The 13216-nt window shown below is 66.4% G+C and carries 10 protein-coding genes; 3 read left to right on the plus strand and 7 right to left on the minus strand.

Features of this window, described 5'->3' with window-relative positions; genetic code table 11:
- Nucleotides 1-40: 40 nt before the first annotated feature.
- The 6 genes from N551_RS0111785 to N551_RS0111815 all read right to left on the minus strand — a co-directional run bounded on the left by N551_RS0111785 (nucleotide 41) and on the right by N551_RS0111815 (nucleotide 10125).
- Nucleotides 41-1033 (minus strand): 30S ribosomal protein S2, encoded by a 993-nt coding sequence (locus N551_RS0111785; protein ID WP_027567157.1) that lies wholly within the window; start codon nucleotides 1031-1033, stop codon nucleotides 41-43.
- A gap of 221 nt (nucleotides 1034-1254) precedes the next feature.
- Nucleotides 1255-3753: a caspase family protein gene (locus N551_RS0111790; protein ID WP_027567158.1), complete on the minus strand. Its 2499-nt coding sequence runs from the start codon at nucleotides 3751-3753 to the stop codon at nucleotides 1255-1257.
- 209 nt (nucleotides 3754-3962) lie between these two features.
- On the minus strand, nucleotides 3963-4703 hold the full coding sequence (locus tag N551_RS0111795) for a carbonic anhydrase (RefSeq protein WP_027567159.1): 741 nt from the start codon (nucleotides 4701-4703) through the stop codon (nucleotides 3963-3965).
- 109 nt (nucleotides 4704-4812) lie between these two features.
- Complete coding sequence (locus tag N551_RS35340; RefSeq protein WP_027567160.1) at nucleotides 4813-5331, minus strand: hypothetical protein; 519 nt, start codon at nucleotides 5329-5331, stop codon at nucleotides 4813-4815.
- Between the two features lie 115 nt (nucleotides 5332-5446).
- Nucleotides 5447-8950, minus strand: coding sequence for a DNA polymerase III subunit alpha (gene dnaE / locus N551_RS0111805; protein WP_027567161.1), 3504 nt, complete (start codon nucleotides 8948-8950; stop codon nucleotides 5447-5449).
- Between the two features lie 455 nt (nucleotides 8951-9405).
- Entirely contained in the window at nucleotides 9406-10125 is a 720-nt protein-coding gene (locus N551_RS0111815; RefSeq protein ID WP_027567162.1) for an outer membrane protein, read from the minus strand.
- Between the two features lie 252 nt (nucleotides 10126-10377).
- Between N551_RS0111815 and N551_RS0111820 the strand changes: the two genes are divergently transcribed.
- From N551_RS0111820 to N551_RS0111830, 3 genes are all read left to right on the plus strand, one after another.
- The gene (locus N551_RS0111820; protein WP_027567163.1) at nucleotides 10378-10698 is read left to right on the plus strand and encodes a DUF3551 domain-containing protein; all 321 of its coding nucleotides are present in this window, start codon (nucleotides 10378-10380) and stop codon (nucleotides 10696-10698) included.
- Between the two features lies 1 nt (nucleotide 10699).
- Nucleotides 10700-10948 carry a DUF3551 domain-containing protein gene (locus tag N551_RS0111825; protein WP_027567164.1) on the plus strand — a complete coding sequence of 83 codons (249 nt, stop codon included), beginning with the start codon at nucleotides 10700-10702 and terminating at the stop codon, nucleotides 10946-10948.
- Nucleotides 10949-11093: 145 nt separating this feature from the next.
- Nucleotides 11094-12443, plus strand: a complete 1350-nt coding sequence (locus N551_RS0111830; RefSeq protein ID WP_035961272.1) for an MFS transporter — start codon at nucleotides 11094-11096, stop codon at nucleotides 12441-12443.
- A gap of 10 nt (nucleotides 12444-12453) precedes the next feature.
- Here the strand turns inward: N551_RS0111830 and map are convergent, their stop codons facing one another.
- Entirely contained in the window at nucleotides 12454-13203 is a 750-nt protein-coding gene (gene map, locus N551_RS0111835; protein ID WP_027567166.1) for a type I methionyl aminopeptidase, read from the minus strand.
- Nucleotides 13204-13216 lie beyond the last annotated feature (13 nt).

Consider the following 13216-nt stretch of genomic DNA (forward strand, 5'->3'; position numbering starts at 1 on the left):
TGGCCGGAGCTTGTCCGGCCAACCCATCGCTCTTTTTGACTTATTCCGCTTCCGCGGTCAGCGCCTTGGCCTTGGCCACCCAGGCGTCCGCGCGGCTCGGCAGGCCGACTTCTTCGCCGATCTTGTGCGCGGTGTCGTGATCGAGCTCGGCCAGCTGCCAGAAGTGGAAGATGCCGAGGTCGTTGAACTTCTTCTCGATCGCGCCCGACACGCCAGGGAGCTTCTTGAGGTCGTCGGAGGTGCCGCGCGGACCGGCGAGGCCCTGGAAGCCGCTCGTGGCGGCCGGCAGCTCTTCTGCGGCCGGCCGAACCGAAGCGCCGACGTCGATGCCGGAATCGCCCTGGGCGCGCGAAATGCCGTCAATCGCTGCACGCGCGATCAGATCGCAATAGAGCGCAATCGCGCGGCCGGCGTCGTCATTTCCCGGCACCACATAGGTGATGCCCTTCGGATCCGAATTGGTGTCGACGATCGCCGCGACCGGGATGTTGAGCCGCTGGGCTTCCTGGATCGCGATGTCTTCCTTGTTGGTGTCGATCACGAAGATCAGGTCGGGCAGACCGCCCATGTCCTTGATGCCGCCGAGCGAGCGGTCGAGCTTGTCGCGCTCACGCTGAAGCGTCAGGCGCTCCTTCTTGGTGTAGGAGGAGGCATCGCCGCCGGCGAGCACGTCGTCGAGATGACGCAGGCGCTTGATCGAGCCCGAGATCGTCTTCCAGTTGGTCAGCGTGCCGCCGAGCCAGCGCGAATTGACGAAGTACTGAGCGCAGCGCTTGGCTGCGTCGGCAACGCCGTCCTGTGCCTGGCGCTTGGTGCCGACGAACAGGATGCGGCCGCCCTTGGCGACGGTGTCGCTGACCGCCTGCAAGGCGTTGTGCAGCAACGGCACGGTCTGCGCGAGGTCGACGATGTGGATGTTGTTGCGAGCGCCGAAAATGAACGGCGCCATTTTCGGATTCCAGCGGTGAGACTGGTGACCAAAGTGCACGCCGGCTTCGAGGAGCTGACGCATAGTGAAATCGGGTAGTGCCATCGTTCTAATTCTCCGGTTGGTTCCTCCGGAAGCGTGTGAGCAGGACAGAGCGTTGTCGCCCCGGCTGCCACCGGACGGCCTTGTGAGCCATGCTTCCGTGTGAGATGGCGCGGTGTATAGCGCGATTTCGACCAGAAGCAAGGAAATAAGGGCCTTTCGGGGCGGCTTTCGCCCGCGAGAGGCCCCCTTCCTTAAAGACCACGCTGCGGCCTAGCCCCTGCCTAGCATCTGGGCTGGTTCGGCGGGCACTTCTTTGCCGCCGGCGGCGGAGCCGGAGGACGCGGTGGGGGTGCTGCCGGGCGCGGCGGCGGCGGTGGCGCGACGGCCATCCGGGGCGGCGGAGGTGGCGCCGGCCGGGCGACCGGCGGCGGCGGCGCGGGTCGCGCCATTGGCGGCGGCGCCGGCCGAGCGACCGCCACGGGCGGAGCCGCCCGTGGCGGTGGCGGCGGCGCAATACGCGGCGGAGGCGGAGGCGCTGGCCGAGCCACGGCCTGAGGCCGCGGTGGTGGAGCCGACGGCCGGGCAGCCTGGGCGGGAGCAGCGGTCGGCTGATGCTGCGGCCGGATCGGCTCCCGCGCCGCCGAGGGCGGCGGCGTGACCGGTCGTCCAACTGGGCCAGGAGGCGGAGGCGTGCGGGCAGCCGGCGGCGAACCAGCCGGCTCGCGGATCGCGGACTTGCCATGATCCCCAGGCCCGGTCCCGGGCGGGGTCTGGGCCACCGGCGGCTTCGGCAGTTGGCCGGGGACAGCGGCCGGGGTTGTCGCCGTGGGCGCCGTCGCCGATGCGCCGGTCGGCGCACCGGGATGGGCTGGCGGCGTGGTGCCGGGAGCAGCAGTGGTCGGCGCCCCCGGATGGTTCGGCAGCGGCGCGCCGGGTGCAGTGGCCGTGGGCAGCCCGGGTCTGCCGCCCGGCAGAGGCCCAGCTCCTGCTGGCGGTACGGGCGGACCGCCATGGGTGCCGGGAACCGGCAGCGTGTTGGCTTGGGGCAGCTTGGCCGGTGGCGTGGCAAGTGGACTGACAAGTGGACTGGCAGGTGAAGCGGTCGGTGGCGTCCCGGTCGGCGCGGCATTGGCGGGCGTCACCGGGGGCGTTCCTGGCCTCGCCGTCGGCTGCATCGTTGCGCTCGCTGGCATCGGCGCCTTGCCCTGCTGAATCAGGGCGGCGCGCTGCACGGCCGCCTGCGGCATGGCGGGACCAGCCGGATTGGTGCGCCCGGCAATGGCCGGCGTGAGATTGCTCGCTCCGGCACCCGCGCCCGCCGGCGGTGCCGGCGGCTGGTTGATCACCGTGTTGATGACCGTCCGATTATGGATGTTCTGATAGATGATGTTGTTCGGCGGCGGAGCAACATAGAGCGGCGGCCTAACGAACACAGGAATCGGCACGAACATCGGCTGCGGCAGCACGAACAGGCCGATCACCGGCATCGGCGGCGACAGCACGACGAAATCCGGCGGCGGCGGCGGCAGATAGTAGACCGGCGGCGGCGGTGGCGGCGCGAAGCCAAAATCCGGATCGCTGAAATACAGCACGGGACGGTCGACATAGACCACCTCCTCCGGCGACGGTGGCGGCACGTCGTAGTCGATCATCGCGAAGCTCGGCGGCGGCTCGGCCGGCGCGGTGAGAATCGCCAGGCGCCGGCGCGCATCTGCCGCATGCGGACCGCGCGAATAGCGACGCAGGTACGACCAATAGGCTTCCGGCGTGTCGGTACGATAGGTTCGCCGCCAGGTGATGGCCTCACGGCGCGCCGCGACGATCGCCATCACGCGCTTCGACAGCGGGTCGCCGGGATAGGCGGTGAGAAACTCTTCGTAGGCCGGCAGCGTGTCGCGCGTGAGCGCGGCGGCATAGGCATCCTGCACGCCGAGATCGCGGATCGGCTTGTTGCGGATCGCGGCGACCTGGTCGGGTGCGGCCTCAGGCGGCGGCGCGTCGGGCCCGCGCTCGAAGAACGAGAATTGGGCGGAAATCTTCTGCTCGTTCCAGGGCACTTGCGCGCCCTTGCTGGCCTCGTTGACGCGCAGGCGAACGCGGTCGAACACCTCGGGCAGCGGCAGGCCGCCGGTGCGGATCATCTCCGCCAGCGACTGCGCATAGATGCCGTAAGGTCCGGGCTCCTCGGGCGCCACCGTGCCCGGCGCGGCGTTGAAAGCGATCAGCATGTTGGCGTCGGGCTCGACCAGCGCAAGTCCGCTCGCGATCTGCTGGCCACCCTCCACGAAGGGCTGCGCCCGCGCAGCGTCGAGCACGACGATGTTGGCCTTGAGCGGAACGGAAGCCAGCTGGCGGAGATAGTCGCCTATGCGCAGGCCTTCGGTCGGAATGTCGGTGTCGCGGGTGATGTTGGAATCGACCGGGATGAAGTAGTTCTCACCCGCAAGCTGCACGCCATAGCCGGCGAGATAGACCATCGCAACGGTGCCCGGGCCTGAGGCCTGCGCCTTCTGGATGAAATCGCGAAAGCTCTTGCGCAGCGTGTCGCCGTCGAGATCGCGCGCGCCGACGACGTCGAAGCCCGCCGCCTGCAGCGTCTGCGCGATCAGGCCGGCATCGTTTGCCGTCGTCGCCAGCGGCGACTTGGCGTAGGCGCCGTTGCCGACCACGAGCGCGATACGCTTTTCCTGCTGCTGCGCACGCGCCGGATCCGGCGCGCCTGCGGCAAGGACCGCGACCGGCAGGAGGAGGCAAATGAAGGCTCTGAGCGTCCCACGCATGGCTTGCTTGCCCGTTTTTGTTGTTGAGGTGCCGCCACGCATCAGACGCGTGGCCAGCTGAATGGCACTTGAACGAAAGGCTTACAATTGAACGAAAGGCTTCCAAATAGCGAAGGCTTGGATTGAGGCGGCGGCATGGCGCCCGGCACCAACGCCAGGCGCCTGCGTTAGCCTCGCGACAACGAGCCGGCGCGAGCCGGTCCGTCTCGTCAGATCTGCGCGATCAGGTCGACCGTTCCCGTCGTGAGCCGATAGATGCCGCCGACGACCTTCAGCTTGCCCTGCTCCACGGCCGCATTGAGGATCGGCGCTGCCGACTTCAGCTTCGCGACGTTGTCGATGACGTTCTGCCGGATCGCCTTGTCGAGGACGTCCCCACCCTGCTGCATCGCAGCCTTGGCGGCGGGCGCGATCGCATCGACCAGCGAGGGAATATGGCCCGGCGGCGGCTTGTTGTCCTTGATCACCTTCAGCGTGGCATCGACCGCACCGCAAGCGTCATGGCCGAGCACGAGGATCAGCGGCGTATTCAGCACGGCGACCGCGTATTCCATGCTGGCGATGGTCTCGGTGCCGGCGAAATTTCCGGCAACGCGGCAGACGAACAGATCGCCGCGGCCGGTGTCGAAGGCATATTCCGGCGCGATGCGCGAATCGGCACAGCTCAGCACGGCCGCGAACGGATTCTGTCCGCCGGCCAGCGCCTCGCGCTCGTGCTTGAAATCGTGCCGCCGCGAAACGCCGTCGACATAGCGCGCATTGCCTTCCGTCAGGCGCTTCAATGATGCGTCGGGCGACAGCACGTTCTGCGGCTTTGGCGGCGTCTTGGTCTCCTTGGCGAAGGCTCTGCCGGTCAGGGCGAGGCCGAGCGCCGAGGCGCCCAACAACATCGCGGACCGCCGCGACGGCGCGATCCTCTCATGTGGGGATTCATTGCACTTGTCGCACATGTCACGATCCCTCCCGGCGCGATGGGCCAACGGCCTCACGGTGATCATAGCCGCAACGCTGTGACGACACCACAAATGACGGTGCGGGCGGGACCGAATTCGCGCGGGGCTATTCCGCCAACCGAAGCTCTGCGATCGTCGTCCGGGCGGCCGGTTCATCCAAAGGCAGGAAATCCAGCGGCCCCTGGTTTTTATAGCCGGACGTCATCGCAAGCGTGAGACCCCAGCCCAGCACCCCAGTGCTCGCATTCGCGATCATGGCGCTCTTGCGCTGACTGAAGCGCGCTACGAAGAACACGGTCTGGCCCGACTGCGCCGAGAAGTCCACGCGCGTGACACCGAGCGCCGCTTCCTCTGCTACGAACTGGTGCTGGCCTGCCGGACGGTCGACATAGACATATGTCCCGGTCTTCAGGCCCTTGATCGGCGTACCGTCGAGGGAAAATTCCCAGTCCGGATCGCCGATGCCGCCGAAGCCCTTCTCGCGAAACACGACGACGCGGGCCTGCCCGGCTTTCGGCGGACCCAGCTTTCGTACCGTCTCCGAATATCCGAGCCCGCTCCTCGCCGTCTCACAGCTGCACAGCAGTGCCGCAGCCACGAGCAATACCAGCCCACGCAATAGCATCACGCCCCCAGATTTTTCCCCAAGCGAATGCTAACGGAAAACAGCGTCAGGTTGCAACAGGGCGGTAGCATCCCCCACGCAAAACATGCAATCGCCTGCAACAGCGTGCGTGTGGCTAGAGCTGCTGCACGTCCACGACGCCGGCGACCGCCTTGATGGCGCCGGCGATCTGCGGCGAGACCTTGAAGCGGCCGGGCAGCTTCATCTCGACCTCGGTCTCGAGGTCGAGCATCATGACCAGCGAGACCTCGCCGTCGCCGTTGGAGCGCGGCGCGATGCCGGGACTTCCGACCTTCGGCCCGGCGCCGTTCGAAGCGGCCATGTCGGGGCCGGCGAGGCGCTTGGCGATCGATTCCAGCGGCTTGGTATCGCGCACGAAGATGCGCAGGCCCTTCTGCGTCTTGGCCGCGGCCTCGTCCAGCGGCTCGGCGTGGAGCACGCGCGCGCGGACGTCCTCGCCCTGGAGCTCGGCCCCGAGTTGGAGCAGCACCGCGGCGCCGGGCTCAAGGACGTCGCGATATTGCGCGAGGCCTTCGGAGAACAGCACCGCCTCGAAGTGACCCGTGGGGTCAGAGAGCCCCATGATGCCCATCTTGTTGCCGGTCTTGGTGCGCCGCTCCATGCGCGACACCACGGTGGCTGCGACCTTGCCTGCCGTGGCGCCGGTCTTCACCGCGCGCGAGAACTCGGCCCAGGACTGTACGCGCAGCCGCTTCAGCACGGTGGCGTAATCGTCGAGCGGATGTCCCGACAGGAAGAAGCCGATTGCGTCATATTCACGGCGCAGCCGCTCGGCCGGCAACCATGGCTCGATCTGCGGCAGCATGATGGTCGGCGCGTCGGCCGAGCTGCCGAACATATCGTTCTGGCCGATGGTTGCGGCTTCGTTCGCCCGCTGGCACGCGGCGAGAATCGAGTCGGCGCCGGCGAAGACCCGCGCCCGGTTCGGCTCCAGCGTGTCGAAGGCCCCCGCAGCGGCGAGGCTTTCGATGATGCGCTTGTTGATCGAGCGCGGCGACACCCGCGCGGCAAAGTCGGCGAGCGAGGTGAACAAGCCGTTTTTGGTCCGCTCCGCGATGATCTGCTCGACGGCCGCAATGCCGACGCCCTTCAGCGCCGCGAGCGCGTAGTAGATGGTCTTGTCGCCGACCTCGAAAGTCGCGCCGGAACGGTTGACGTTGGGCGGCTCGACCTTGATGCCGAGGCGCTGCGCCTCGGCGCGGAATTCGGAGAGCTTGTCGGTATTGTTGAGATCGAGCGTCATCGACGCCGCGATGAACTCCACCGGGTAATGCGCCTTCATGTAGGCGGTGTGGTAGGACACCAGCGCATAGGCCGCCGCGTGGCTCTTGTTGAAGCCGTAGTCGGCGAATTTCGCCAGCAGCTCGAAGATGGTGTCGGCCTGCCCCTTCGGCACGCCGTTCTTCACTGCGCCTGCGACGAAGATCTCGCGCTGCTTCTCCATCTCGGCGCGGATCTTCTTGCCCATGGCGCGGCGCAGAAGGTCGGCGTCGCCGAGCGAATAGCCCGACATCACCTGCGCGATCTGCATCACCTGTTCCTGGTAGATGATGACGCCAAAGGTCTCCTTGAGAATCGGCTCCAGCACGGGGTGGAGATATTCCGGCTCCTCGTCGCCGTGCTTGCGCGCGCAATAGGTCGGGATGTTCGCCATCGGACCCGGTCGATAGAGCGCGACCAGCGCGATGATGTCTTCGAAACGGTCGGGACGCATGTCGACCAGCGCGCGCCGCATGCCCTGGCTTTCAACCTGGAACACGCCGACTACCTCGCCGCGCGCCAGCATCTGGTAGCTTTCGGCATCGTCGATCGGCAGCGTGGCGAGATCGACATGGATGTCGCGCGGCTTGAGCAGTTTGCACGCGACGTCGAGCACGGTCAGCGTCTTCAGACCGAGGAAGTCGAATTTCACGAGGCCGGCCGGCTCGACCCATTTCATGTTGAACTGGGTCACCGGCATGTCGGATTTCGGATCGCGATACATCGGCACGAGTTCGCTCAGCGGCCGATCGCCGATCACGATGCCGGCCGCATGCGTCGAGGCATGGCGGGTCAGGCCTTCGAGGCGCTGGGCGATGTCGAAGGCGCGCGCCACCACCGGGTCCTCGTCGCGGAACGCCTGCAGCTTCGGCTCGCTCTCGATCGCCGCTGCAAGCGTCACCGGCGCGGCCGGATTCTGCGGCACGAGTTTTGTGAGCTTGTCGACCTGCCCATAGGGCATCTGCAGCACGCGGCCGACGTCGCGGAGCACGCCGCGGGCCTGCAGCGTACCGAAGGTGATGATCTGCGCGACCTGGTCGCGGCCGTAGCGCTCCTGGACGTACCTGATCACCTCGCCGCGGCGGTCCTGGCAGAAGTCGATGTCGAAGTCCGGCATCGAGACGCGTTCCGGATTGAGGAAGCGCTCGAACAGCAGGCCGAACTTGATCGGGTCGAGGTCAGTGATGGTGAGCGCCCACGCAACCAGCGAGCCTGCGCCGGAGCCGCGGCCCGGCCCGACCGGGATGCCCTGGCCCTTCGCCCATTTGATGAAGTCGGAGACGATCAGGAAGTAGCCCGCGTATTTCATGCGCATGATGACGTCGAGCTCGAACGCAAGCCGCGCGTTGTAATCTTCTTCCGTCGTGCCTTGCGACAGCCCGTGCACGTGCAGACGGTTGGCGAGCCCCTCCTCTGCCTGCCGCTTCAATTCGGCCGCCTCGACGGAGGCGGCATCGGAGCTTGCGGCAGCGCCGACCGTGAAGAACGGCAGGATCGGCTTGCGCGTCATCGGCCGGAACGAGCAGCGCTCGGCGATCTCCACCGTCGAGGCCAGCGCCTCCGGAATGTCGGCGAACAGCACCGCCATCTCGGCGCGGGTCTTGAAGCGGTGATCGGGCGTGAGCTGCTCGCGCTCGGTCTCCGCGATCAGCCGCCCGCCGGCGATGCAGAGCAGCGCATCATGGGCTTCGTAATCGTCGGTCGCGGCGAAATACGGCTCGTTGGTCGCAACCAGCGGCAGGCCCTTGGTGTAGGCGATGTCGATCAGGCTGCTTTCGACCCGCCGCTCCTTCTCGGTGTTGTGGCGCTGCAATTCGATGTAGAGGCGGTCTCCGAACAGGCTGGCGAGACGCTCGCAGCGCGCCGCCGCGAGCTCGCTATAACCGCCGGCAAGCGCCAGCGAGATCGGCCCGTCCGGACCGCCCGTCAGCGCGATCAGGCCTTCGGTCTCGCCTTCGAGCCAGTCGAACTTGATGTGGGGGGCATGAGTGTCGGGCGTCTCCAGGAACGCGCGCGAGTTCAGCCGCATCAGACTGCGGTAGCCGCGCTCCTTCGCGGCCAGCAGCACCACGCGCGAGGGCAGAAGCGCGTTGCGGGCAGTGGGATCCTGGTCGCCGAATTCGATCGCGAGTTCGCAGCCGACGATCGGCTGGATTCCGGAGCCCGCCATCTTGTCGGAGAACTCCAGCGCACCGAACATGTTGTCGGTGTCGGTCAGCGCCAGCGCCGGCTGATGGTCTTTCTTGGCTAGCTCGGCGAGCTTGGCGATCTTGATCGAGCCCTTGAGCAGCGAATAGGCCGAGTGAACGTGAAGGTGGACAAATCCGGCGCTCGGCATGGTCGCGTGACGGCCTCTTGCAGATGAGATGGAGCGGTCGCCGGCACCGGAGGCATCCTGCACTCGCCTGGCCGACTCGCCCCACAATGGTGGGGCGCCACGCTGCCAGAGTCCACGCCGGAGCGGCCGATCAGCCGCCTCGTCCTGCTTTTCCCCAACCTAGGCCCGCGCCTAGAGCTGCGGGAGCACCTGGGCCCAGATCGCGATCATCCCGACAAACAGCGCGATCGAGGCCAGCGCGGCGGCTTCTTCGACGAAAATCCTGAACATGGCTTGCTCCATGGCGAGAACGTATGAAGAACATTGTTCTCATTTCGTTCTCGGGAGTCAAGCCATCTTCGCCACCTCGAAACCGAATGGTTAACCCGCTGAACTTGAACAACAAAAAAGCCCCGGCCGATGGCCGGGGCTTCCGCCGACCGCTCGAAGTCGAGCGATCGAGATCAGGCTTCTGCTCAGTAACGGCCGAGGCTCGGGCCGCCGAACTTGTAGTTCAGGCGGACGAGGCCCATGTCGACGTCCTGACGGATGCGGTCGGTCGAGGGCACCAGCGCGAAGGTGACGTTCTTGTCCTGCAGGAAGATGTGGTTGTACTCGACGCCAACCGACCAGTTCGGGGCGAAACCGTACTCGAGGCCGGCACCGACCGTGCCGCCCCAACGGGTTTGATCGTTCGAGGACAGCAGTGCGCCGCCAAGGGTCGAGACTTCATACTTGCTGCCGGCGACAGCCGCACCGCCCTTGGCGTAAATGAGGACGTTGTTCCAGGCGTAGCCGATCTGACCGGTGATCAGACCGAACGAATCGATCTTGGAGCGGTTGCGAGTGGCGAACAGCGCGCTGACGTTGTCGCCCGAGAAGTCAGCCCAGTTGCCCTGACCTTCGATGCCGAACACCCACTGGCCCGACTGCATGCGGTAGCCGATCTGACCGCCGACCGTGCCGCCGGTCGCATCGTGCGAACCCTCGCGGCCACCGCCGACGAGATCCCAAGTCGAATGCGCGGAACCGCCGCCGCCGTTGACACCGATGTAGAAGCCGCTCCAGTCGTAGATCGCGGCAACCATCGCCGGCGCCTTGGTGTAAGGCCGCGCAGCGAGGTCAGCAGCCACCGCCGGTGCAGCCGCGCCGAGCGCGACAAGGCTCACAGCAGCAAGCAACAGATTCTTGTTCATTTGATTCCCGTTCCAATTTCGTCGTTAGGCCCCCGGGCCGTGGCGTCGTCATAACAGCGCTCGACGGAATTGCTGTAACCTCGACGCCACAGTCCGCGCCAAAGGATCGCGCTTCATTAATGAAGATTTACCAGCGCGCGCGGGAAACCCTTTGAAACAAGTGTTTTCATGAGTTCCATCGTCGGCTACACGACATCTGCGGCACGTCCGCGTGACAACGTCGCGCGCACGTTCGCGTGATTGGAGAATTGAATGCGCAGACGAATTACTCTCCCCATTGTCGCCACATTTTCGCTCGCACTCGCCACATTTGCGCTCACGCTCGACGCAAGCACGACGGCGCGCGCGTTCGGCACTCACCATGCCTTCTGCCTTACCGGCGATGAATGGCCGGGGCTGAGCAATTGCACGTTCGACAGTTACGCGCAGTGCCAAGCGAGTTCATCGGGCCGCGCCCTCACCTGTATCGCGAACCCGTATTTCGCAGGCCAGAGCGACGATCCCTATGCATATCAGAACAGGCCGCGCGCCCAGGTGCCCGGCTATTCACCCGGTTACTACGTGCCGCGCTGAGATGCGCCGCGCTCGCCTCGCGCTGTTCGCGATCGGCCTGTTCCTCGCGGGCGCGCCTGCGCACGCGCAGACCTACGATCCGAGCTATCCGGTCTGTATGCAGATCTACGGTCCCGTCGGCTATTTCGATTGCCGCTACGCCTCGCTCGAGCAGTGCAGATTTTTGGCCGTCGGTCGATCGGCGACGTGCGTGGCGAACCCGTATTTTGCGCAGAAGAAGCCCCCTCGCCGCCCGAGTCGCGTCAACTAAATCGGGACGCTGATATGCGGCCTGCCCCGCATTGAGCGTCCGGTGTTGACGCGGGCTGATCCGGGTTTAAGTACGACAGAGAAATCTTGCAGGGGTGGCGACGTTCGCTGGGCTGGTTCCCGTTGACGCCACCATTGCAGGACATATGACGACATCGAAGCAAGCGACATCGCAGCAAGCGACCTCGCCCCGCGCGACCGCGGCCTCCAGGCCCCCTCATCTCGCCATCGTCCTGTTCTCGCTCGCGATGGGCGGCTTTGCGATCGGAACCACCGAATTCGCATCGATGAGCCTGTTGCCGTTTTTCGCCGCCGACCTTGGGATCGACGAGCCCACCGCGGGACACGCGATCAGCGCCTATGCACTCGGCGTCGTGCTGGGCGCGCCGCTGATCGCCGTGCTCGGCGCACGGTTGGCGCGGCGCGCACAGCTCTTGGTTCTGATGGCCGTGTTCGCGCTCGGCAATGCCCTCACCGCGCTGGCACCGGGCTTTGGCTCAATGATCGCGGCGCGATTTCTCTCGGGCTTGCCGCATGGCGCCTATTTCGGCATCGCCGCGCTGGTCGCCGCCTCGCTGGTTCCCCAACATCGTCGCTCGCAGGCGATCGGCCAGGTGATGCTCGGCTTGACCGGCGCCACCATCATCGGTGTGCCTCTGGCCAATCTGATTGGGCAGGCCATCGGCTGGCGCGCGAGCTTCGGCCTCGTGTCGGTGCTGGCGTTGCTTACGGTGCTGCTCTGCGCCCGGTTCGCGCCGCGCGACCAGGCCGGCCGGTCCGATCCGCTGCGGGAGCTCGGAGCGCTGCGAAGCGGCCGCGTCTGGATCACGCTGGCGATCGGCGCCATCGGCTTCGGCGGCATGTTCGCAGTCTACACCTATCTGGCGACGACGCTGATCGAGGTGACCAAGGTCAGCCCCGCGCTCATACCGCTTTTTCTGGCCGTGTTCGGCATCGGCGCCACGCTCGGCAATCTGGTCATACCGCGCTTTGCCGACCGTGCGCTGATGCCGACGGCGGGCGGCATCCTGCTGTTCTCGGCGGTCGCGCTGCTGGTGTTTCCGCTTGCCGCCGGCAATCCCTGGGCGCTGGCGGCAGACGTCTTCGCCATCGGCGCCGGCGTCTCGCTCGGAGCCATCCTCCAGACGCGGCTGATGGACGTCGCCGGAGACGCGCAGGCGCTCGCCGCCGCACTCAACCATTCGGCGTTCAACACCGCCAATGCGCTCGGCCCGTTCCTCGGCGGCCTCGCCATCCGCGAGGGGCTGGGGTGGACCTCCACAGGTCCCGTCGGTGCCGCGCTGGCGGTGCTGGGTTTCCTGATCTGGATCGTCGCCTATCGGGACGCCAGGTCTGTTGAAGCCAGGTCTGCTCCGGGCGATGTCAGCTCAGGAAAAAGCGCAGCCCCACCGGAGAATCCCCCGGCGAGACCGGCGCCGCCGCTGGCGCCGCATCATCGAAGCCGTTCGGATGCTGCCCGAGAGCCGGTGGCTTGAGGACGCCTCCTTAACCAGCCAGCGTCACGATCAACGGTCCACTTCGCGTGGCGATCACGGTGTGCTCGTATTGAACGGTCGGCGCCTCGGGGCTGCTGTAGAGCGTCCACGGATCATCGCCATCCTGTGCCCATTCGGCGCCAAGGGACAGGAACGGCTCGACGGTGAACACCAGGCCTTCGCTCATGATGCGGCGTTCGGAGCGGTCGGGCCATGTTGCGATCTCCGTCGGCTCCTCATGGAGCGACAGGCCGACGCCGTGACTGGCAAGGTTCCTGACCAGGCTGTAACCGTTCTTCCGCGCAAAGGTCCCGATGGCCTGACCGATACCGGCAATCGGTTTGCCGGCTCCGACCTGCTGCAGGCCCGTCCACATCGCGCGCCGGCCATCCCTGCAAAGACGTTCGACGGCGCGGGTTGCGGGCGGAACGGCGAACGACGCTCCCGTGTCCGCAAAGAAGCCGTTCTTCTCGGCTGACACGTCAATGTTCACGAGGTCCCCGCGCGCGATCCGCCGATCGCCCGGGATGCCATGAGCGATCTCCTCGTTCACGCTGATGCACGTCGCCCCGGGAAAGTCGTAGGCCAGCTCCGGAGCCGAACGTGCGCCGGCAGCCTCCAGCAGTGTTCGCCCGATCCGGTCGAGCTCGGAGGTGGTCATGCCCGGCTCGAGCGCCTTCCCCATTGCCTCCAGGATATTGGCGACGATGCGCCCGATCTCTTTCATGCGCGCGAGGTCCTCGTCATCCGAGATTGTCATGTCATGCTCTTCC

Origin of the sequence: Bradyrhizobium sp. URHA0013 (assembly GCF_000518345.1) — a bacterium.
GTDB lineage: Bacteria > Pseudomonadota > Alphaproteobacteria > Rhizobiales > Xanthobacteraceae > Bradyrhizobium.